The following is a 19,742-nucleotide window of genomic DNA, read 5'->3' as shown; positions in this document are numbered from 1 at the left end:
CCGCTTCCGCTTGTGCTGGCGCAAACCGGGCGATTAGAGGCCATAGTCTAATCGGAATCCCGCCCTCAAGGACAGAAGCCATGACGAACTGCCTGCGTCTCACCCTCGCGCAACTGGGTTGGTTCAACACCGCCTTGTACGTGCTGGCGCGCCTGCTGGCGCGCGCCAGCGGCGGGCGCTGGACCCTGCTGCGCTACCTGTTCGTGGCCCAGTACGTCGGCGACACCGCGCTGACGCCGATGCGCGGCGCCGACATCGACATCCGCCCCGCCAGCGCCGCCGATCCGCTGCCGCCGGACTATCCGCGGCCGGCCAGCGTGGTGCGGGAGCGCTACGCGCAAGGCGCGCGGACGCTGGCGGCGTGGCGCAACGGCCGCCTGGCCGGGTTTCTCTGGCTGATTGGCGGGGCCTACCAGGAGGACGAGGTGCGCGTGCGCTATTGCCTGCGTTCGGCGCGCACCAGTTGGGACTTCGACGTCTGGGTGCGGCCGGACGAGCGCCTCGGCTGGGTCTTCCGCCGCCTGTGGGAAGCGGCGCGGCAGCATCTGCGCCGGCACGGCGTGCGCTGGACCTGCAGCCGCATCTCCGCCTTCAACGCCGCCTCGCTGCGCGCGCATGCGCAAATCGGCACCGTGCCGCTTGGGCACGCGGTGTTCCTGCGCTGCGGCACGTGGCAATGGATGATCGCCAGCCTGCCGCCCTACTTCCACTTGTCGCGCAGCCCCGCATCCTTTCCCCAACTGATGTTCGATGTGCCCACACAGGAGCCGCCATGCCACCTTTCCAACAAGTCTGCCAGATACTGAGAACCACGCTGGGCCTGAGCTACCAGCCGCTGACCGAGGACACCCCGCTGCTGGGCGCCATGCCGGAACTGGACTCCATGGCGGTGGCCAACCTGATCGTCGCGCTGGAGCAGTACTACGGCTTCGAAGTGCGGGACGACGAGATCAGCGCGCGCCATTTCGCCACCGTTGGCTCGCTTTCCGACTTCGTCGCCAGCAAACTGGAATGACCGTGGACGCCGTATCGTTGAGCGCCCTGCCATTCTTCCTCAGCGCCGACGAGGGCGAGCGCTTTTGCCTGTATCACGAGCCGGAGCCGGGTGTCGCCGTGCGCGGCGCCATCCTCCATGTTCCCCCGTTCGCGGAAGAATTGAACAAGAGCCGGCGCATGGTGTCGCTGCAGGCTCGCGCCTACGCGCAGGCCGGCTTTGGCGTGCTGCAGATCGATTTGTACGGCTGCGGCGACAGCAGCGGCGAACTGGCCGCGGCCCGCTGGGACACCTGGCTCAACGATCTCGCGCGCGCATGGCAATGGCTGGCGGAGCACAAGCTGGGGGCGCGCTATTTGTGGGGGCTGCGGCTCGGCGCCCTGCTGGCGCTGGACTTTGCATCGCGCGCGCGTCCCGAGGCTTTGATCCTTTGGCAGCCGGCCCTCAGCGGCCGCGCGCACCTGAACCAATTCGCGCGGCTGCAAAGCGCGGCCAGGCTGTTTTCCAGCGCACCCGCCGTGGAACAGGACACCGAAATCGCCGGCTACCTGATGCCGCCGGCGCTGTCTTCCGCCATCGGCGGCCTGGACGCCGCCGCGCTGACGCCGCGCTGCCCGGTGCACTGGATGGAACTGAGCATGCCCCCCGGGTGTGACGCCGCCAGCGCATATGCGGCCGCCGCAGGCAACGCCGGCGCTGCGCTGCAGCCGGCGTCCGCCCTGCTGATCGACCGCTGGCGCGACGATGGCGCCAGTGTGCGCGCCTATCCAGTACACGGCGAGCCATTCTGGAGCAGCGCGGAAATCGGCATCGTGCCCGAGCTGCTGGCCGCCACCTCCTCCGCCATGGAGTGCGCATAATGGCCCACGAACGCGTGCTGCGCTTCCTGTGCCAGGGCTGCTGGCTGATCGGCATCCTGCACGTGCCGGACGAACCGCTGACGCGCGGTGTGCTGATCGTCACCGGCGGCCCGCAGTACCGGGTCGGCAGCCACCGCCAGTTCGTTCTGCTGGCGCGGCATCTGGCCGCGCATCAGGTTCCGGTGATGCGTTTCGATTACCGCGGCATGGGCGACAGCGAAGGCGACATGCGCGACTTCGAATCGATACAGGATGACCTGGAGGCGGCCATCAGCGAGTTTTTCTGCACCATGCCGGCCATGCAGGAAGTGGTTTTGTGGGGATTGTGCGACGGCGCCACCGCCGCTGCCTTCCACGCCTGGAGCGATCCGCGCATTACCGGCCTGGTGCTGGCAAATCCATGGGTGCGAACCGATCAGGGGCGGGCCCGCGCCACGCTGCGCCACTACTATCTTGAGCGCGTGCGCGACGCCGCATTCTGGCGCAAGCTGGCCAGTGGTGGCTTTGGCTTTCGGCGCGCACTGGATTCATTCAGGCAGCTGGCGCAAGCCGCCCGTCAGCCCATGGCGCAGATCGAGCCGCTGCCGGAACGGCTGTATCAGGCGCTGGAGCGCTTTCGCGGCCAGGTGCTCATCATCCTGAGCGGCGCGGACCTTGGGGCGCGCGAGTTCATGGCGCTGCCACGGCGGCACGCGCACTGGCGCGAGCTGTTGGCGCTGCCGCGCGTGCGCCAGGCCGTCATCCCCCATGCCAACCACACCTTCGCGCGTCAGGTCTGGCGCGACGAAGTGGCGGCCATCTGCACCAAGTGGATAAAAACATGGTGAAGCGCGTGCTCATGATCGCTTACCACTACCCGCCCCTGCGCGGCGGCAGCGGCATCCACCGCACGCTGTCGTTCACCCAGTACCTGCCGCAGTCGGGCTGGGAACCGCTGGTGTTGTCGGTAAGTCCGCATGCCTATCCGGATTGCGACCTTGCCGCCAGCGCGCCAGCGCATCGCAGTTTTGCGCTGGACAGCGCGCGCCACCTGGCTCTGCGCGGGCACTATCCAGCGTTGCTGTCGCAGCCGGACCGTTGGATATCCTGGTGGCTTAGCGCGGTGCCGGCAGGGATGCGCTTGATACGCCGATACCAGCCTAGCGCCGTCTGGTCCAGCTACCCGATCGCCACCGCCCACCTGATCGGATTGACGCTGCACCGCCTGAGCGGCCTGCCCTGGATCGCCGACCAGCGCGACCCCATGATCGACCAGGACTATCCGCCAGACCCGCGTCGCTACCGCATCCACCGCTGGATAGAGCGGCAGGCCGTGCGGCGCGGCGCGGCGATCATCTGTACAACACCGGGCGCGGTGCGGGATCTGAACACACGCTTTGGCGACGAACACGCGCCGCGCATCAAATTGATAGAGAACGGTTACGATGAGGCCAGCTTCATCGCGGCGGAGATGTCTTCGCCGCCCGCGCGCCCGGCCAGGCCTTTCCGCCTGCTGCACAGCGGCGTCATTTATCCCTCGGAGCGTGACCCGCGTGCGCTGTTCGAAGCGTTGGCACGCTTGCGGTCAGCGGGCGCCATTCACGCCGCAAGCTTCAGGCTGATACTGCGGGCGAGCGGTCATGACGACTATCTGCGCGGCCTGTTGCGCGGCATGGAAGACATGGTGGAACTGGCGCCGCCGCTACCCTACCACCAAGGGCTGGCGGAAATGCTGGATGCGGACGGCCTGCTGTTGCTGCAAGCGGCCAATTGCAACCACCAGATCCCGGCCAAGCTGTACGAATACCTGCGGGCCCGCCGCCCGCTGCTGGCGCTCACGCATCCGGAAGGCGACACCGCTTGTGCGGTGCGTCGCGCCGGCATCGACACCATTGGCCGCCTGGATGCGGCGGACGACATCGCGGCGGCGCTCACACGCTTCCTCCACCTGTGCCGCGAACGGCGCGCCCCGCTGGCGCAATCCGCCTTCATCGCCCATTGCTCGCGCGCGGCGCGCACGCGGGAGCTCGCCGCACTTCTGGACCGCATCCACCTCAAGGAGCAACCATGAAACTACTGGCCATGCTGCTGCTCTGCGCCAGCACGCAAGCCGCCGACGACTGTCCCGCCTACGTCAAGCACGATCCGGGCGGCGATTACACCAATGCTGACGACCGCCAGGGATTGGCCGTGGTGGAGAACTTCCACTTCACGCCCAACGTGGAGCGCCTGGTGCGCGGCGCGACCGGCGCCGTGGGCGCGGACATCAGCTACACGCTGGAGCACTTCCCGAACCATCACCGGGCGTTGGCGGCCATGTCGCGCCTGGCCTTGCGCGACCGCAACCGCAAGCCGCACGGCGCCCGCTACACCATTGAATGCTTTTTCGACCGCGCGCTGCGCTACCGGCCGGACGACGCTCGCGTGCATGCGTTGTACGGCGGCTACCTGCTGGCGCTCGGCCAGACAGACAGCGCGACCGAACAATTGGAGCACGCCGCCCGGCTGGAACCGGACAATTCGACAGCGCACTACAATCTGGGGCTGCTGTACCTGAAAAAGAAGGACTACGACAAGGCCCGCGCCAGTGCGCAAAAGGCCTACGGCATGGGCTTTCCGCTGTCCGGCCTGAAAAACAAACTGCAAGCGGCAGGCGAATGGCGCGATTGATTACTTCAAGCCGTGATGATTCATCAAGTCGTACAAGGTTGGGCGGCTGATGCCCAGCAGTTCGGCGGCCTTGACGATATTGCCGTCGGCCCGCGCCAGCGCCTGCACCATCACGCGGTATTCGGCGGCCTCGCGCACCTGGCGCAAATTTAGATTCTCTTCCGCGCCATCGGGCAGTCCCAGATCGGCAGGCATGATCTGCGGTCCGTCGGCCATGATGACGGCGCGGCGTATGCAGTTTTCCATCTCGCGCACATTGCCCGGCCACGCATACGCCTCGATCGCCGCCAAAGCCTCGCCGCTGAATGCCAGCATGGTGCGCCCCTCGCTGGCGCAGAACTTGTTGCGGAAGTGATGCGCCAGCAGCGCCCGGTCGCCGGCACGCTCGCGCAGCGGCGGGATGGTCAGCACGATCTCGCTGAGCCGGTAGTACAAATCCTCGCGAAACGCGCCTTCCGCCGCCAGCGCCTTCAGATTGCGATGCGTCGCGCACACCACGCGCACGTCGATGCTGATCTCGGTGCGCCCGCCCACGCGTTCTATCACGCGCTCTTGCAGGAAGCGCAGCAGCTTGGCTTGCAGCGGCATCGCCATGTCGCCGATCTCGTCGAGGAACAACGTGCCGCCATGCGCCAGCTCCAGCTTACCCTGCGTCTGGCGTTGGGCGCCGGTGAACGCGCCCTTTTCGTAGCCGAATAACTCGCTTTCGAGCAGGTTTTCCGGAATCGCCGCGCAGTTGATGGCGACAAAGCGCTTGCCACTGCGGGCGCTCAATTGATGCAGTCCGCGTGCGATCAGCTCCTTGCCGCTGCCTGAATCGCCCAGCAACATGGCGGTGGCGGCGGACGGCGCCACTTTCTCCACGTTGCGGCACAGTTTCAGCATAACCGGGTCCCGGCTAATGATGCCGGCCAGCGGCGAATCCGATTGTATCTGCAGCATGCGGCGGTTCTCCTGCTGCATGGCGTGCAGGTAGAAAGCGCGGGCGATCACCAGCGCGAGCGTGTCGGCGTCCAATGGCTTCTGATGGAAGTCGTACGCTCCCATCGCGATCGCTTTCAAGGCGTGCGCGCGCTCCTGGTTGCCGGACAGGATGATCACCTTGGTGTCCGGCGCCGCGGCCAGTATTTGCGACAGCAAGGCCAGACCTTCGCCGGCACCGTCCGGGTCCGGCGGCAGACCCAAGTCCATGGTGACTACGGCCGGTTGGTGCCGGCGCAGTTGCGACAATGCGCTCTCGCGGTCGTCCGCTGTCACGACGTCGTAAGCGTCGAGACTCCAGCGCAGCTGCTTTTGCAGGCCGGGGTCATCCTCGACCACCAGCAGTTTATGCTTACCCATGTTCAGACTCCTTATGCAATGGCAGTAACAGGCGGAACACCGTGCCTTGGGACGGCGCGCTGGTGACGTGCAGCTGGCCGCCGATCTCGCGCAGGTATTCGCGGCTTTCGAACACGCCAATGCCCATGCCTGCGGCCTTGGTGGAGACAAAAGGCTGGAACAGGCGCTCGCGGATGAATTGTTCGCTCATGCCATGGCCTGTGTCGCTGATCTCGATCAGCGCCGTCCCTTCGCTTGCGTCAAGCCGTATCAGCACCTCGCCAGTGCGTGGCGTGGCCTCGATGGCGTTCTGCACCAGATGGCCAATCACCCGCTCCAGCCGCTGACCGTCCGCAAGCACGATCAGGCCGGCGGCGTTCAGTTCCAGCGCTGGCCGTGGCTCGCTGCCGGCATGCGCCTGCACGGCGCGCGCCAGCAATTGATCGAGCCGCAGCGGCGCGATGGTATCGGGCGCCTGATCGCGGCCCAGTTTCAGCAGCATGTGTTTCATCTTGCCCAATGAGTGCGACAGCGTGTCCAGCATGTCTTGCTGGAAGGCGGGATTGGACTTGTGTTTTTCAGCATTCACCAGCAGCAGCGAAAGCTGCGACACCAAGTTTTTCAGGTCGTGCACGACGAAGGTGGACATGCGGTTGAACGATTCGAACTGCCGCGCAACGGCCAGCCCATCCGCCGAGGCGCGATGGGCGATGCAACTGGCGGCCTGGCTGCCGGCGATTTTCAGCACGTCGCGCACCTCCCAGTTCAGCTGCAGCGCGGTGCGCGGCGGCGCCAGCACGATGAAGCCGAACAGGCTGCGCTCCAGCATCAGCGGCACGACCAGCCATAGGCCCTCGGCCCACGCCGGCCGCTCAGGCCAGCCGGGAAGCTCGATCACCCAGCTGCGGCTGGCGAGTAACTGGCACAAGACGCCGTCCGCGCTTTCCTCCGCCGTTGGCAGCGGCACGTTCCAGCGGCCCACCGGTTGGTAGATACCCTCGCGCCGCAGCCAAAGCAGGCCGCCGGGACTTTCCACCAGCGTGGCCACGGCCTGGATGGCGCGCTCGGACAAGCCGTCGCTGTCGTCTGACAGCGCGCGCGTGAAGCGTTGCCACTCTTCGCGATAGTCATACCGCCCCTTGTAAAAGTGCTTGCTGATGAAAAGCTTGAGACGCGCACGCATCGTGCCCGAGAACAGGAGCGCCATCAGGATCAAGACGGCGCCGAACAGGCAGGCCAGCTGCATCACGCCTCCCCATGCGCCGCCGACCGAACGCAGATACCAGGCGCTGGCCGCCATCGCCAGCAGATACAGCGCGGATCCGAGCAAGGCGGCGGAGTGGAACATGATCTGGCGCGAGAACTGCACGGAGATGGTCCAGGACGGACCGCGTGCCATCGCCATGGCCAGCAAGGGCGCGCTGAGGGCGTTGACGACGCCGCGCGCGGCCCAGATATCCGGCGAAAGGCGGCGAAACAGCATGGCATCGCTGTACAGGTAAAAGTCGTACGTGAACAAGGCGCCGATGCCAAGGCAGGCGAACTTGACGCCCCAGCGTGCATTCGGCGGCGTGCCCCGATAAAGATGCTCGACCAGCAGCATGCCCAGTACCGCCAACGCCATCGGCAGCGCCGCCCGCAACTGCGGCGGCAACCCCGGCAGCAAGGGCAGCGCCGGCACGAACACCAGCAACGCGGCGGCCGGAGAAAACCTGCGCCCGCCCGCGAGGGCCAGCAGCACGCCGAGCCAACCGAGGCTGCGCAAGGCCTCGGGCAGCTCCAGCAAGGCGATGGCGGACCACGTCGACGCCGCCACGCCTGCGCGCACGGCCAGTGCCCCGCACAGCGCCCACAGCGCGGTGAGCAAAGCCGCCAGCGCCATCGTCAGCGCATGCGGCCTTGCGCGCCAGCCGGGGCGCAACAGCCACCCGGCCAATGCGGCGAAAGCCAACGCCGCCACGCCGTGGCTGAACACCGCGACCGCCGGCGCATCGTCCCACCGCATCAGCGGCCGCCCTTGCCGAACAAGACCACCTGCACGGTATCGACCAGGATCAGCAAGTCGAGAAACAGGCTGTTGTTCTTCACGTAGTACAAATCGTACTGCAGTTTTTGCAGCGCGTCCTCCACCGACGCGCCGTAGCGATAGCGCACCTGCGCCAGACCGGTGATGCCCGGCTTGATCCCGTGCCGGACGTTGTAATAGGCGATCTTCCCGCACAGCTGCTCAACGAAGTAAGCCCGTTCCGGACGCGGACCGACGAAACTCATCTCGCCCTTGAACACGTTCAGCATCTGCGGCAGCTCGTCGATGCGCAGCTTGCGTATCCAGTGGCCGACCGACGTCACGCGCGGATCGTCCTGCGCCGCCCACCGCGGCTGTCCGTCGCGCTCCGCATCCTGGCGCATGCTGCGGAACTTCAGCACCTTGAAGGCCCGGTTGTTACGCCCCACTCGCTCCTGGCGGTAAAACACCGGACCGCCATCCTCGATCTTGATGGCGGCGGCGGTGGCCAACATCACCGGCATCGCCAGCAATCCGATGGCCGCGCTGGCCACCAGGTCGAACACCCGCTTGACCGTGGCCCGCATCAGGCTTTGATCGAAGCCGCCGCCGAAAATCAGGTAGCTTGGTTGCAGCGAGTCGACACGGATCTGGCAAGCCTCGCGTTCAAAGAAGGTGGCGGCGTCGATCACCGGCACGCCGCCCAGCGCGCACTCCAGCAACTGGCGCACCGGGAAGGCGCCGTTGCGGCGGTCGCCCACCGTCACCACGATTTCATCGGCGGCGTAGCGGCGCGCCAACGCCAGCAAGGGCAAGTCCGCCGGCAGCAGCATGGCCGGCGGCACCGCCCGCAGTTCGCCCGGCACCGGCACGAAGCCCACCACCCGGAACGGATGAAAGCCCACGCTGCCATTGGCCAGGTCCAGGCACTCGCGCGCGATGGCGCCGTCGCCGACGATAATCAGCCGCTGCTCCAGCATGCTCGATTGCGCCGACGTGAACACCACCAGCCGCGCCAGCAGCACCGCGCCGCCGCCGAGCCAGAACACCATCCCGCCCAGCCGCCCCAACTGCATGGCGGGCACCAGCCCGGCCAGCAAGTGCATCAGGCAAAAGCCCAGCACAAAGGATGGGGTGATACGCAGCAGTGTACTTTTGATATCCTCGCGCGACTGGTCATGCTGGTACATCCCCAGGGTGCCCATGCTGAACACCATCACCAGCGCGAACGCCAGCGCCGGCCAATACCGCTGCCCGGTGTCGGACAGCCACAGGGGCGCGCTGGCCAGGGCCGCGGCCAGCAGAATGGATAGCTCCAGCAACAGCAGCATGAAGGCGATGCGCGACACATAATGATGAAAGATCCTGATCACGATAAGCTCCCCGAACGGAGCTTTCATCATGGGGAACTGCGGATCAAACCGTTTTGAGCGCCCACAATCGCGCTGCAATCCCCGCCGGCAAAATGGCTATTTGTGACGAGACTATGACAAATGGTCTATAGTCATGCTTCTTTCGTGCCTTCCACTAACGTAATCATGAAATTTGATGTTGCCATTGTCGGCAGCGGCCTGGCCGGCCTCTCGGTCGCCCTGCATCTCGCCGAAACGCGTACCGTAGCGATCATTTCCAAGCGCGCCCTCAAGGACGGCGCCAGCAACTGGGCCCAGGGCGGCATCGCCGCCGTGCTGGATTCGGGCGACAGCCACACCCAGCACATCGACGACACCCTGATCGCCGGCGGCGGCCTGTGCGACGAAGGCGCCACCCGCTACATCGTGGAGCATGGCCGCGAGGCGATCGAATGGCTGATCGAACAAGGCGTGCCCTTCACCCGCGACGAGTCGGCGGAACTGGGCTTCCACCTGACGCGCGAAGGCGGCCATAGCCAGCGCCGCATCATCCACGCGGCCGACGCCACCGGCAGCGCGGTGCAAACCACGCTGGAGGAGAAAGTCCGCGCCCACCCGAACATCACCCTGTTCGAGCACCACTGCGCGGTCGACCTGATCACCTCGGACAAGCTGCACCCTGTCAAAAAAGGCAACGCCCAGCCGAAGTGCTACGGCTTGTATGTACAAGACGAGCAAACCGGCCAGGTGCACACCTTCGCCGCCGAATACACCATCATGTGCACCGGCGGTGCCGGCAAGGTGTACCTGTACACCACCAACCCGGACACCGCCAGCGGCGACGGCATCGCCATGGCCTGGCGCGCCGGCTGCCGCGTGTCGAACATGGAGTTCATCCAGTTCCACCCGACCTGCCTGTACCACCCGTACGCCAAGTCCTTCCTGATCACCGAGGCGATCCGCGGCGAAGGCGGCCTGCTCAAGCTGCCGCCGGAAGCCGGCGCCGCCGCCGGCCAGCGCTTCATGCTGGCCCACGACGAACGCGCCGAGCTGGCGCCGCGCGACGTGGTGGCGCGCGCCATCGACTTTGAAATCAAGAAGCGCGGCCTGGATTACGTCCACCTCGATATCAGCCACAAGCCGGCCGAATTCCTGATCGAGCACTTCCCGACCATCTATGCGCGCTGCCTGGAGCTCGGCATCGACATCACCAAGGAGCCGATCCCGATCGTGCCGGCCGCGCACTACACCTGCGGCGGCATCGTCACCGACCTGCATGGCCGCACCGACCTGCCCGGCCTGTACGCGGTGGGCGAAACCGCCTGCACCGGCCTGCACGGCGCCAACCGCCTGGCCAGCAACTCGCTGCTGGAGTGCGTGGTGATCGGCCGCGCCTGCGCGCTGGACATCACCAGCCGCGAAAAAGGCGAAGTGCCTTACCTGCCCGACTGGGACGAAAGCCGCGTCACCGACGCCGACGAGGAAGTGGTCATCGCCCACAACTGGGACGAGCTGCGCCGCTTCATGTGGAACTACGTCGGCATCGTGCGCACCACCAAGCGCCTGGAACGCGCGCAGCACCGCATCGCGCTGCTCAAGGAGGAAATCGACGAGTACTACCAGAACTTCCGCGTCACGCACGACCTGCTGGAGTTGCGCAACCTGGTGGAAGTCGCGAGCCTGATCGTCAACAGCGCCCTGCTGCGCCGTGAAAGCCGCGGCCTGCACTTCAGCCGCGACTACCCGGAGACGCTGGCCAAGGCCCTGCCCACCATCCTCACGCCGCCGCGCCGCAAATAATGGTCACGGTCCGTCACGCCACCCCAGCCGACATTCCCGCCATGGAAGCGCTGATCGCGCGCTCCGGCATCGAATTGAGCGCAGGGTTCTACACCAGCGAGCAGGCGCAAGCCGTCACCCGCCATGTGTTCGGCGTGGATACGCAGCTGGTGGCGGACCAGACTTACTTTGTGATTGAAAAGGACGGCCAACTGGCGGCCTGCGGCGGCTGGAGCAAGCGCAGCACCCTGTTCGGCGCCGACCGCACCAAGCAAGGCGCCGATCCGCTGCTCGATCCGGCGCGCGAACCGGCCCGCATCCGCGCCTTCTTTGTCGATCCCTCGGCCGCGCGCCAGGGACTGGGGCGCCTGCTGCTGCGCCACTGCAGCGATGCGGCGGCGGCCGGCGGCTTCCGCACGCTGGAGCTGGCCGCCACCATGCCGGGCGTGCCGCTCTACACCGCCTGCGGCTTCGAGATCGTCGAGCACATCGAGCTCGATTTGCCGGGCAACGTCAAAGTGCCGCTGGCGAAGATGCGCAAGCAGATCAGGGCGGAATGACCCCGTAGCGGCGCGCCAGCTTTTGCAGCTCGCCGCGCGCCTTCATGTCGGCCAGCATGCGGTCCATCTGGCGCGGCGCTTCCGGAAAGCGCGGCGCCAGCGGATAGGCGAAGTAGGCATCCTGCACATCGATCAGCGGCGCCAACGGCATCACCTTGTCCTGCATGCCCAGCGCCGCCACCACCGGATCGGTATCGCGGCGGTTGGTGGCAAACATCTCCACATGGCCGGCCGTCAGCATCTTCAAGCCGTTTTCCACGGAATTGGTCACGCTGATCGTCAGTTCGGGGGCGGCGCGGGTGAAGGCCGGGCCATAGTTCCAGCCGTTGAGGGTGGCGATGCGGCGTCCGCGCAGCATGCCGTAGTCGCCTTCCCACAAGGGCAAGCTGTCGGCGCGCACGTAGAACGCCACCTGATCCTGGAAGAAAGCCTGTTCGCTGAAGCGCATGGTGCGCATGCGTTCGGCCGATTTGTACGGTCCGACCAGCACATCGGCCTTGGCGCCGTTGATCAGTTCCTGCGCGCGGCGCCAGGGATAGAGTTCGAACCTCAATTGATAGGCGTGACGTTGCGCGAACATGCGCAGCAGATCCACCCCCATGCCGCCGAATTCGCCGTTGGGGCGGCGTTCATAAATGTTTTCAAAGCGCGTGCCCACCACCACCAGCTCGCGTGCCGACGGCGGGCGGGCCCATGAAAAATGCGGCAAGGCGCCAAGCGCAATGCCGCACAGACCGATCAACATGTGCCGCCGGCTATCAGAACAGTGCAATGAGGCCTTGTTGGTCAAGCGCCCTCCTCACGCCGGTGACGCCGGCCGTGGCCTATTCTATGCCGACTTTTTACGACGCGCTACCACCCCCATCAGCGCCAGGCCGGCCAGCAACATGCCATAGGTTTCAGGTTCCGGCACTGGCAGCGCGGCGCCAAAGCCGTCCAGGTAGACGTAGCCGGTGTGGGCGGTCGGGTAGCAGTCGGCCGCCAGCAGCGACAGCGTGAAGCTGTGGCCGGACAGCGACGAGTCGATGCTCAGCGATTCAACCTGCCATTGCGGGGTGTAGAACAAACCGCTCTCGCTCAGGAAGCGCGAGTCGACGCCAGAACCGGTATAGCCAGCATTGTAGGTGCGGCTCACCAGCAGTTGGCCGGTGGTGTCGTCGGTCAGGGTCAGCTTCATGACAGCGGATTCGTCCTCGACGTGGCCGCCGTTCTCCAGCACGGCCTTCCAGGCGAAAACGATCTGCGAGTCGGTGTAATTGGTGACTTTTTGGCTGATGGCCGTGCCATAGCCGCCATCCCACGTGTCTTCCGCGCGGTAGGCGTAGTTGCCGCTGTAGATGGTGGAGCCGATCAGCGAACCGAGGCGTGGATCGACGTAGCTGCTGTCGATGATGGCGCCACGGCTGCCATTGTCCGAATTCAGGGCGCCGCCCGGCAGCAACTGCGCCGGGGTCAGGCTGGCGTTGACCACATTGCCGCGATAGCCGCCGCCGGTGGTCCAACCATCGGTGGTACCGGCCTCAAAACCGCCATTGACGAAGCTGTCCGCATGCGCGGCACCCGCCAGACACAACATCCCCACTACACCCGCAACGTATTTTAGTTTCATCTAGATTGCTCCTTTAATAAAAAAAGAGCCTAGATTTTATTGTTTTATTGGTTACTCAATTTAACAATTTTCAATCGTGCGCGGGTTAACTCAACAATAAAATTTTATTACCCAATGATGCGTAAAGAATAATCCGTGGCGCGGATATCCTTGGTCAGACTGCCGATCGAGATGCGGTCCACGCCGGTCTCGGCGATCGCACGTACGGTGTCGAAATTGATGCCGCCCGAAGCCTCCAGCAGCGCGCGGCCGGCGTTGATGGTCACCGCCTCGCGCATCATGTCCGTGCTGAAGTTATCCAGCAAGATCGAGACCGCGCCCGCGTCCAGGGCTTCCTTCAGCTCGTCCAGCGACTCCACCTCCACCTGGATCGACACGCCCTTGTCCAGGCGCTTGGCCGCCAGCACCGCGTTGGTGATGCCGCCCGCCGCCGCGATGTGGTTTTCCTTGATGAGGATGCCGTCGTACAGCGCCAGGCGCTGGTTCTGGCCACCGCCCACGCGCACCGCGTACTTCTGCGCCAGGCGCAGGCCCGGCAGCGTCTTGCGGGTGTCGAGAATGTGCGCGCGGGTGCCGGCGATCACGTCCACGTACTTGCGGGTAGCGCTTGCCACACCGGACAGCAGCTGCAGGAAGTTCAAGGCCGCGCGTTCCGCCGTCAGCAGCGCGCGCGCCGGGCCTTCGATGGTGCAGACCACGCTGTCGGCCTTCATCAAATCGCCTTCGCCGTACTTCCAGTCGATTTCGATCCCGGCCTGCATGCAGTTCATCACGCCTTCAAACCATGGCGCGCCGCACAGCACGGCGTCCTCGCGCACGATCACGCGCGCCTTGGCGCGGCCGCCTTCCGGCACCAGCAGGCCGGTCAGGTCGCCAGTGCCCACGTCTTCCAGCAAGGCCGCCAGCAGATTGGCTTCAAAGGCCGATTTCAACGCGTCGTCAAACGGCGCGAACTTGTTCAACAAAGTGCTCATGCAGGACCGATTCCCGAAAACAGTTTAGCTTCTTGCGCCAGATCCGGACCTGGCTGCACCTTGGCCTTTTTGGCCGCCGCGAAGTCCAGCATGCGGGTGATCGAGGTCACGGCCTGCTTGCCGATTTCCGGATCGACGAAGATTTCATTCGTGGTGCTGTTATCCATGTTCTCCAGCACGTCGGCCAGATTCTGCAGGCCGTTCATGGCCATCCACGGGCAGTGCGCGCAGCTCTTGCAGGTGGCGCTGTTGCCGGCGGTCGGCGCTTCAATGAAACGCTTGCCCGGCGCGGCGGCGCGCATCTTGTGCAGGATGCCGTTGTCGGTGGCGACGATGAAGGTGTCGCAGTCCGATTCCACTGCGGCGGTGATGATCTGCGTGGTCGACCCGACGACGTCGGCCAGCGCCACCACATTGGCCGGCGATTCCGGGTGCACCAGAATTTTCGCCTGCGGGTATTGGGCTTTCAGCAGCTCCAGCTCGACGCCCTTGAACTCATCGTGCACCAGGCAGGAGCCCTGCCACAGCAGCATGTCGGCGCCGGTCTGCTTCTGGATGTAGGAACCCAGATGCTTGTCGGGCGCCCACAGGATCTTTTTGCCCTGCTCATGCAGGTGCTTGACGATGTCCAAGCCGATCGACGACGTCACCATCCAGTCGGCGCGCGCCTTGACGGCGGCGCTGGTGTTGGCGTACACCACCACCGTGCGGTCCGGATGCTGATCGCAGAAGGCGGAGAACTCGTCCACCGGGCAGCCCAGGTCCAGCGAGCAGGTGGCGTCCAGGTCCGGCATCAGGATGCGTTTTTCCGGGCTCAGAATCTTGGCCGTTTCGCCCATGAAGCGCACGCCGGCCACCACCAGCGTCTTGGCCGGGTGATCGCGGCCGAAGCGCGCCATCTCCAGCGAATCGGAGACGCAGCCGCCGGTTTCCTCGGCCAGGTCCTGCAGGTCTGCATCGACATAGTAGTGCGACACCAGCACCGCCTCTTTTTCCTTTAGCAGGCGTTTGATGCGTTCCTTGAGGGCGACACGCTCCTCGGGGCTCGGCGTGGCCGGCGTGCGCGCCCAGGCATGGGCGACGCAGCTGGCGCCGTCTTGTGGATGTTCGTACTCGACGGGTTTGATCTCGATGGCTTGCATGATGGCTTAGGCGATACCCTGGCTGGTCAGATACTCTTCATAGCCGCCGCGGAAATCGACGACTTCATTTTCCTTGATCTCGATGATGCGGTTGGCCAGCGACGACACGAATTCACGGTCGTGCGACACGAAGATCAGGGTGCCGGCATATTTTTCCAGCGCGATGTTGAGCGACTCGATCGATTCCATGTCCATGTGGTTGGTCGGTTCATCGAGCAGCAGCACGTTGTGACGGCCCAGCATCAGTTTGCCGTACATCATGCGGCCCTTCTCGCCGCCGGACAGCACGCGCACCGACTTCTTCACCTCGTCGCCGCCGAACAGCAGGCGGCCCAGGATGGAGCGCACGGCCTGGTCGTCGTCGCCTTCCTTGGTCCACTTGCCCATCCAGTCGGTCAGGTTGATGTCGGTGGCGAAGTCCTCGGTCGGATCCTGCGGCATGTAGCCGACGTTGGCGTTCTCCGCCCACTTCACGGTGCCGTGGTCGGCGTTGAGGCCGGTGATATCGGCGCCGCCGATGCAGCGCAGCAGCGTGGTCTTACCGGCGCCGTTGGCGCCGATGATCGCGATGCGCTCGCCCGCTTCCACCATGATGTTGAAGTTGTTGAACAGCTGGCGGTCGTATTTCTTGCTCAGGCCTTCAGCCTCCACCGCCAGGCGGTGCAGCTTCTTCTCGCCCTCGAAGCGCACGAACGGATAGGCGCGCGAGGACGGCTTGATGTCCTCGACCTTGATCTTGTCGATCATCTTGGCGCGCGAAGTGGCTTGGCGGGCCTTGGACTTGTTGGCCGAGAAGCGGCGCACGAATTCCTGCAGCTCGGCGACCTTCTCTTTCGCCTTGGCGTTGTTGGCCAACTGCTGGTTGCGGGCCTGGGTCGAGGCCAGCATGTAGTCGTCGTAATTGCCCGGGTAGATCTTCAGCGTGCCGTAATCCATGTCGGCCACGTGGGTGCACACCTGGTTCAGGAAGTGGCGGTCGTGGGAGATGATGATCATGGTGGAGTTGCGTTCGTTGAGCACGTCCTCCAGCCAGCGGATGGTGTTGATGTCCAGGTTATTGGTCGGTTCGTCGAGCAGCAGGATGTCCGGATTCGAGAACAGCGCCTGCGCCAGCAGCACGCGCAGCTTCCAGCCGGGCGACACGGCGCTCATCGGGCCCTGGTGCAGGTCGATCGAAATGCCCACGCCCAGCAACAGCTCGCCGGCGCGCGCCTCGGCGGTGTAGCCGTCATACTCGGCGACCTTGCCTTCCAGGTCGGCGGCCTTCATGTAATCGTCGTCGGTGGCGTCCGGGTTGGCGTAGATGGCGTCGCGTTCCTGGATCGCGGCCCACATCTCGGTGTGGCCCATCATCACCACGTCCAGCACGCGCATCTCTTCGTAGGCGAACTGGTCCTGGCGCAGCTTGCCGAGGCGCTCATTCACATCCAGCATCACGTTGCCGGCCGACGGCTCCAGATCGCCGCCGAGGATTTTCATGAAAGTGGACTTGCCACAACCGTTGGCGCCGATCAGGCCATAACGGTTGCCGTCGCCGAACTTGACGGAGATATTTTCAAACAACGGCTTGGCGCCGAACTGCATCGTGATATTTGCTGTACTTAGCATTGGTGAAGTGAGCTTTTCTGAATTAAATCATGCGGTTAAGCGGAAACCCTCGATTATACACTCCCCCGGCGCCCCCTCGCATAAGGCCGTAGCCATTCGGCATTTATATCCGCTAATTCAAGGGCTTAGGATCCGCCGTCGCGGGGACACCCACTCAAAATCGGGCGGAGCACCAGATTGTGCAAAAAGGAGACAGTGCGGCGCTATCGTTTGGCTAGCGACGCCCCTGAGACGCCGTTGGGAGGCCGGGACAAGCTATTTATTTCGTTGTAATTACTATATTTGAGTTGTAATATGTAAAACAAAGTTCGTACATGAAAATTTCACTAGCCGGTTTGATAACTTGTAGACGGGCGTAGACCTGTCGCGGTATCCACCTCGCGCCTCTCTCCTAGGGCACCTGCGTGTTGCGTCATCGGGCGTTTATCGATGGCATAACTACTCTACTAACACTAATCCTTAAAACGGGGGTGAGCAGTGAAAAATACTCTACGCAAAGCGGTGCTATCGGCAGTCCTGCTGATGGGGGCACAAACCGCGATGGCTGACGTCACAGTGGCCGGCGACTACCTGCAGGTGGGTGTCGGCCATAATGGCGCCTTGATCGACTTTGGTAACAATCTCGGCCTGAAATTCGACCCTACCGGCACTGGTAATTTCACCAACGCGCCGGACTTCCTGGTGCCGGGCACGTCGTTCGCTTTTTACTCGATCGGCGTCAACAGTTTGTGGGACAACGCGGGCGCCGGCAGCGCGTACAACCCGTTCAACACCAGCACATCGAACGTGACCGCATCGGGCACCGCCTTCATCATCAGCTCCGGCGGCACCTACCAGGGATTGAAGGTGTCGCAGACCATCACGTTTGACCTGGACTCGAACGTGATCCACACCAGCGTCGTGCTGAAGAACGTTTCGGGCGGCACGCTGAACAACCTTGCCTACGCGGTGGGCTTCGACCCCGACCAGGACTTCGCGGGTTATGGCAGCTACAACACCATGAATTCCATCCTGTCGCAGGGCGTCGGCGCGGAAGTGATGGCGACCGGGCCAGGCACGGGTTACAGCATCACGCTGAGCAGCACTGGCGGCTGGTCGGCGGAAGCCACCGTGTACAGCAACTGGCAAACCGACCCCTACCTGCTGAGCGGTACGCCGCATAACGATGGCGATGGCGATGGCGTAATCGCCCTCGGCTACCGTTTTGCTTCCCTTGCCAACAACAAGGAAATCAACATCGGCTACGACTACATCCTGACCGCCGCCCCGGTCCCTGAGCCGACCACCTACGCAATGCTGTTGGGCGGTCTTGGCTTGGTCGGCTGGGCCGCGCGCCGTCGCAAGCAAGCGTAATACACTTCCGTCCGTTGAGCCCGCCCCAGCAACGCGGCGGGCTTTTTTATGTCCGGTTCCCGGCATCGTATAATCCGCGTTCGCGGCGCCCCGACCTTGGCGCCCCCAACCTGGAAAGAATTCGATGAAAGCTTTGCTTCTTTTGCTGGCGGCATCCGGCGCCGCCACGGCCGCCGACGCCGACCTGCTGCGCTGCCGCGCCATTCCCGATATCGCCAGCCGCGTAGCTTGCTACGATGCGATTCCTGTGGCCGGCGCCGCTGCCGCCCGGGCGGCAACGCCAGCGGCCGTGCCAGCCGCACCAACTGCGCCGGCTGCTCCGGTTGCGGCTGCCGCCACGCCGGCCGCCAACTTCGGCCTGTCCGCCACCCAGATGCGCAAGGCGGACGAGCCCAACTTCATCGAAAGCACCCTGCTCGGCCGCATTGACGGCTGGGGCCCGACTACCCAGTTCCGCCTGGCCAACGGCCAGGTCTGGCGCGTGGCGGACGACAGCGTCGGCTCGGTCATGGAAACTGAAAATCCCAAGGTGAAGATCACGCGCAACGCCATCGGCACCATGTTCTTGGAGATCGAAGGCACCAACCAGGCGCCGCGCGTGCGCCGTCTGCAGTGATTACAGCGTCGGATAGTCGCTGATCGTCAGATCGAAACCGCGCGCGTCCGACACCAGATGCGCCATGCCGCCATACGGCAGCGTGGCGCGCTCCTTGATGTGGCCGAACGGCAGCCCGGTCAGCACCGGCATCGGCAGGCGCGAACGCAGGTAGGCCAGCATGGCCTCGAAATCGTAGCCATTATCCTGCGGGGTCAGCTTGTAACCCGAGAAATCGCCTAGCACCAGCGCCTGCTGGCCATCCAGCGCGCCGGCATAGAACAGCTGCAGCACCATGCGCTCGACGCGGTAAGGATGCTCGCTGATATCCTCCATAAAACAGATGCCGCGCGCCGGTGCCTCGAAATATGGCGTGCCGAGCAGGCTGACCATCATGGCCAGATTGCCGCCCCACAGCCTGCCGCTGACATCGACCAGCGGGTTGTCCGCCCCGCCGTCCGCCACCGCGCCGCGCACCTTGTGCACCGGGCCGCGCAGACAATCCCAGAACTGGTTCAGCGTGTACGGCACCGGATCGGGACGGATAAAGTCGTCGCACATCATCGGCCCGGCAAAGCTGACACGGCCGGTTTGCTTCCACAGCGGCATCTGGAAGGCCGTGAAGTCGCTGTAGCCGACAAACAGCTTGCCGCTGTCCGCCATCTTGTGGAAATCGATCGACGGCAGCAGGCGCGACATGCCGTACGAGCCGCGCAAGGCGATCACCACCCGCACCTCCGGGTCGGCGGCGGCCGCGTTCAGTTGCGCCAGGCGCCACGCGTCCGAGCCGCCGAAGCGCTGGAATTTCTGATCGTCGTCGTAATAGTCGTGGACCAGGTAGCCCTGCTGTTGCAGGCGCTGCACGCCCAGTTTGTAGGCCTCAATGTCCATGGGGCGGCCGCTGGGCGCGGCGATGGCGATGCCGATTTTCGTCGTACTCAA

General features: G+C 64.6%; 19 protein-coding genes. 10 read left to right on the top strand and 9 right to left on the bottom strand.

Going from position 1 to position 19,742, the window contains the following annotated elements; translation table 11 throughout:
• Positions 1 to 80: 80 nt before the first annotated feature.
• From FHW83_RS20765 to FHW83_RS20740, 6 genes are read left to right on the top strand one after another with little or no spacing between them, the layout of a single operon-like run.
• Complete coding sequence (locus tag FHW83_RS20765; protein ID WP_176648253.1) at positions 81 to 806, top strand: GNAT family N-acetyltransferase; 726 nt, start codon at positions 81 to 83, stop codon at positions 804 to 806.
• Positions 773 to 1,015, top strand: coding sequence for an acyl carrier protein (locus FHW83_RS20760; RefSeq protein WP_176648252.1), 243 nt, complete (start codon positions 773 to 775; stop codon positions 1,013 to 1,015). Before FHW83_RS20765 ends, FHW83_RS20760 begins: the two co-directional genes overlap by 34 nt.
• On the top strand, positions 1,012 to 1,854 hold the full coding sequence (locus tag FHW83_RS20755) for a hydrolase 2, exosortase A system-associated (protein ID WP_176648251.1): 843 nt from the start codon (positions 1,012 to 1,014) through the stop codon (positions 1,852 to 1,854). Before FHW83_RS20760 ends, FHW83_RS20755 begins: the two co-directional genes overlap by 4 nt.
• The gene (locus FHW83_RS20750) at positions 1,854 to 2,681 is read left to right on the top strand and encodes a hydrolase 1, exosortase A system-associated (protein ID WP_176648250.1); all 828 of its coding nucleotides are present in this window, start codon (positions 1,854 to 1,856) and stop codon (positions 2,679 to 2,681) included. The genes FHW83_RS20755 and FHW83_RS20750 overlap by 1 nt, the downstream gene beginning before the upstream one ends.
• A complete protein-coding gene (locus tag FHW83_RS20745; protein WP_218106375.1) occupies positions 2,675 to 3,904 on the top strand; it encodes a glycosyltransferase in 1,230 nt (409 codons plus the stop codon). The genes FHW83_RS20750 and FHW83_RS20745 overlap by 7 nt, the downstream gene beginning before the upstream one ends.
• The gene (locus FHW83_RS20740) at positions 3,901 to 4,503 is read left to right on the top strand and encodes a tetratricopeptide repeat protein (protein WP_176648249.1); all 603 of its coding nucleotides are present in this window, start codon (positions 3,901 to 3,903) and stop codon (positions 4,501 to 4,503) included. Before FHW83_RS20745 ends, FHW83_RS20740 begins: the two co-directional genes overlap by 4 nt.
• Here the strand turns inward: FHW83_RS20740 and prsR are convergent, their stop codons facing one another.
• Genes prsR through FHW83_RS20725 form a run of 3 tightly spaced genes read right to left on the bottom strand, consistent with a single transcriptional unit; the run spans position 4,504 to position 9,201 of the window.
• Entirely contained in the window at positions 4,504 to 5,844 is a 1,341-nt protein-coding gene (prsR, locus tag FHW83_RS20735) for a PEP-CTERM-box response regulator transcription factor (protein ID WP_176648248.1), read from the bottom strand.
• Positions 5,837 to 7,828 carry an XrtA/PEP-CTERM system histidine kinase PrsK gene (prsK, locus tag FHW83_RS20730; RefSeq protein WP_176648247.1) on the bottom strand — a complete coding sequence of 664 codons (1,992 nt, stop codon included), beginning with the start codon at positions 7,826 to 7,828 and terminating at the stop codon, positions 5,837 to 5,839. Before prsK ends, prsR begins: the two co-directional genes overlap by 8 nt.
• Positions 7,828 to 9,201: a TIGR03013 family XrtA/PEP-CTERM system glycosyltransferase gene (locus FHW83_RS20725; RefSeq protein ID WP_176648246.1), complete on the bottom strand. Its 1,374-nt coding sequence runs from the start codon at positions 9,199 to 9,201 to the stop codon at positions 7,828 to 7,830. The genes prsK and FHW83_RS20725 overlap by 1 nt, the downstream gene beginning before the upstream one ends.
• A 165-nt stretch (positions 9,202 to 9,366) precedes the next feature.
• On the opposite strand from FHW83_RS20725, the gene nadB reads away from it, so the two are divergent.
• Together nadB and FHW83_RS20715 are read left to right on the top strand one after the other, a co-directional pair.
• Positions 9,367 to 10,980: an L-aspartate oxidase gene (gene nadB, locus FHW83_RS20720; RefSeq protein ID WP_176648245.1), complete on the top strand. Its 1,614-nt coding sequence runs from the start codon at positions 9,367 to 9,369 to the stop codon at positions 10,978 to 10,980.
• On the top strand, positions 10,980 to 11,519 hold the full coding sequence (locus tag FHW83_RS20715; RefSeq protein ID WP_176648244.1) for a GNAT family N-acetyltransferase: 540 nt from the start codon (positions 10,980 to 10,982) through the stop codon (positions 11,517 to 11,519). The genes nadB and FHW83_RS20715 overlap by 1 nt, the downstream gene beginning before the upstream one ends.
• Here the strand turns inward: FHW83_RS20715 and FHW83_RS20710 are convergent.
• The 5 genes from FHW83_RS20710 to FHW83_RS20690 form a co-directional block, all read right to left on the bottom strand.
• The gene (locus tag FHW83_RS20710; RefSeq protein WP_176648243.1) at positions 11,506 to 12,264 is read right to left on the bottom strand and encodes an ABC transporter substrate-binding protein; all 759 of its coding nucleotides are present in this window, start codon (positions 12,262 to 12,264) and stop codon (positions 11,506 to 11,508) included. The two genes, FHW83_RS20715 and FHW83_RS20710, sit on opposite strands and share 14 nt — an antisense overlap.
• Positions 12,265 to 12,348: 84 nt before the next feature.
• A complete protein-coding gene (locus tag FHW83_RS30850) occupies positions 12,349 to 13,128 on the bottom strand; it encodes a PEP-CTERM sorting domain-containing protein (RefSeq protein ID WP_176648242.1) in 780 nt (259 codons plus the stop codon).
• Positions 13,129 to 13,235: 107 nt separating this feature from the next.
• Positions 13,236 to 14,102: a carboxylating nicotinate-nucleotide diphosphorylase gene (nadC, locus tag FHW83_RS20700; RefSeq protein ID WP_176648241.1), complete on the bottom strand. Its 867-nt coding sequence runs from the start codon at positions 14,100 to 14,102 to the stop codon at positions 13,236 to 13,238.
• A complete protein-coding gene (gene nadA, locus FHW83_RS20695) occupies positions 14,099 to 15,244 on the bottom strand; it encodes a quinolinate synthase NadA (RefSeq protein WP_176648240.1) in 1,146 nt (381 codons plus the stop codon). Before nadA ends, nadC begins: the two co-directional genes overlap by 4 nt.
• Positions 15,245 to 15,250: 6 nt before the next feature.
• On the bottom strand, positions 15,251 to 16,852 hold the full coding sequence (locus tag FHW83_RS20690) for an ABC-F family ATPase (RefSeq protein ID WP_176648239.1): 1,602 nt from the start codon (positions 16,850 to 16,852) through the stop codon (positions 15,251 to 15,253).
• 522 nt (positions 16,853 to 17,374) lie between these two features.
• On the opposite strand from FHW83_RS20690, the gene FHW83_RS30845 reads away from it, so the two are divergent.
• Complete coding sequence (locus FHW83_RS30845; protein WP_229224287.1) at positions 17,375 to 18,205, top strand: PEP-CTERM sorting domain-containing protein; 831 nt, start codon at positions 17,375 to 17,377, stop codon at positions 18,203 to 18,205.
• 124 nt (positions 18,206 to 18,329) lie between these two features.
• Positions 18,330 to 18,821: a hypothetical protein gene (locus FHW83_RS20680; RefSeq protein ID WP_176648238.1), complete on the top strand. Its 492-nt coding sequence runs from the start codon at positions 18,330 to 18,332 to the stop codon at positions 18,819 to 18,821.
• On the opposite strand, the gene FHW83_RS20675 is transcribed toward FHW83_RS20680, so the two are convergent.
• A complete protein-coding gene (locus tag FHW83_RS20675) occupies positions 18,822 to 19,742 on the bottom strand; it encodes an LD-carboxypeptidase (protein WP_176648237.1) in 921 nt (306 codons plus the stop codon).

The organism is Duganella sp. SG902 (assembly GCF_013376005.1).
Lineage (GTDB): Bacteria > Pseudomonadota > Gammaproteobacteria > Burkholderiales > Burkholderiaceae_D > Rugamonas.
The sequence above is the reverse complement of the archived record's forward strand: the minus strand, read 5'-3'. Positions and strand labels throughout refer to the sequence as shown.

Coding starts and splice junctions, on each gene's coding strand:
- nadC (WP_176648241.1), bottom strand. CDS start 14,102: ATGAGCACTTTGTTGAACAAGTTCGCGCCGTTTGACGACGCGTTGAAA.
- FHW83_RS30850 (WP_176648242.1), bottom strand. CDS start 13,128: ATGAAACTAAAATACGTTGCGGGTGTAGTGGGGATGTTGTGTCTGGCG.
- FHW83_RS20740 (WP_176648249.1), top strand. CDS start 3,901: ATGAAACTACTGGCCATGCTGCTGCTCTGCGCCAGCACGCAAGCCGCC.
- FHW83_RS20710 (WP_176648243.1), bottom strand. CDS start 12,264: ATGTTGATCGGTCTGTGCGGCATTGCGCTTGGCGCCTTGCCGCATTTT.
- FHW83_RS20755 (WP_176648251.1), top strand. CDS start 1,012: ATGACCGTGGACGCCGTATCGTTGAGCGCCCTGCCATTCTTCCTCAGC.
- FHW83_RS20765 (WP_176648253.1), top strand. CDS start 81: ATGACGAACTGCCTGCGTCTCACCCTCGCGCAACTGGGTTGGTTCAAC.
- FHW83_RS20680 (WP_176648238.1), top strand. CDS start 18,330: ATGAAAGCTTTGCTTCTTTTGCTGGCGGCATCCGGCGCCGCCACGGCC.
- nadA (WP_176648240.1), bottom strand. CDS start 15,244: ATGCAAGCCATCGAGATCAAACCCGTCGAGTACGAACATCCACAAGAC.
- FHW83_RS20715 (WP_176648244.1), top strand. CDS start 10,980: ATGGTCACGGTCCGTCACGCCACCCCAGCCGACATTCCCGCCATGGAA.
- FHW83_RS30845 (WP_229224287.1), top strand. CDS start 17,375: ATGGGGGCACAAACCGCGATGGCTGACGTCACAGTGGCCGGCGACTAC.
- prsK (WP_176648247.1), bottom strand. CDS start 7,828: ATGCGGTGGGACGATGCGCCGGCGGTCGCGGTGTTCAGCCACGGCGTG.
- FHW83_RS20750 (WP_176648250.1), top strand. CDS start 1,854: ATGGCCCACGAACGCGTGCTGCGCTTCCTGTGCCAGGGCTGCTGGCTG.
- FHW83_RS20745 (WP_218106375.1), top strand. CDS start 2,675: ATGGTGAAGCGCGTGCTCATGATCGCTTACCACTACCCGCCCCTGCGC.
- FHW83_RS20690 (WP_176648239.1), bottom strand. CDS start 16,852: ATGCTAAGTACAGCAAATATCACGATGCAGTTCGGCGCCAAGCCGTTG.
- prsR (WP_176648248.1), bottom strand. CDS start 5,844: ATGGGTAAGCATAAACTGCTGGTGGTCGAGGATGACCCCGGCCTGCAA.
- nadB (WP_176648245.1), top strand. CDS start 9,367: ATGAAATTTGATGTTGCCATTGTCGGCAGCGGCCTGGCCGGCCTCTCG.
- FHW83_RS20760 (WP_176648252.1), top strand. CDS start 773: ATGCCACCTTTCCAACAAGTCTGCCAGATACTGAGAACCACGCTGGGC.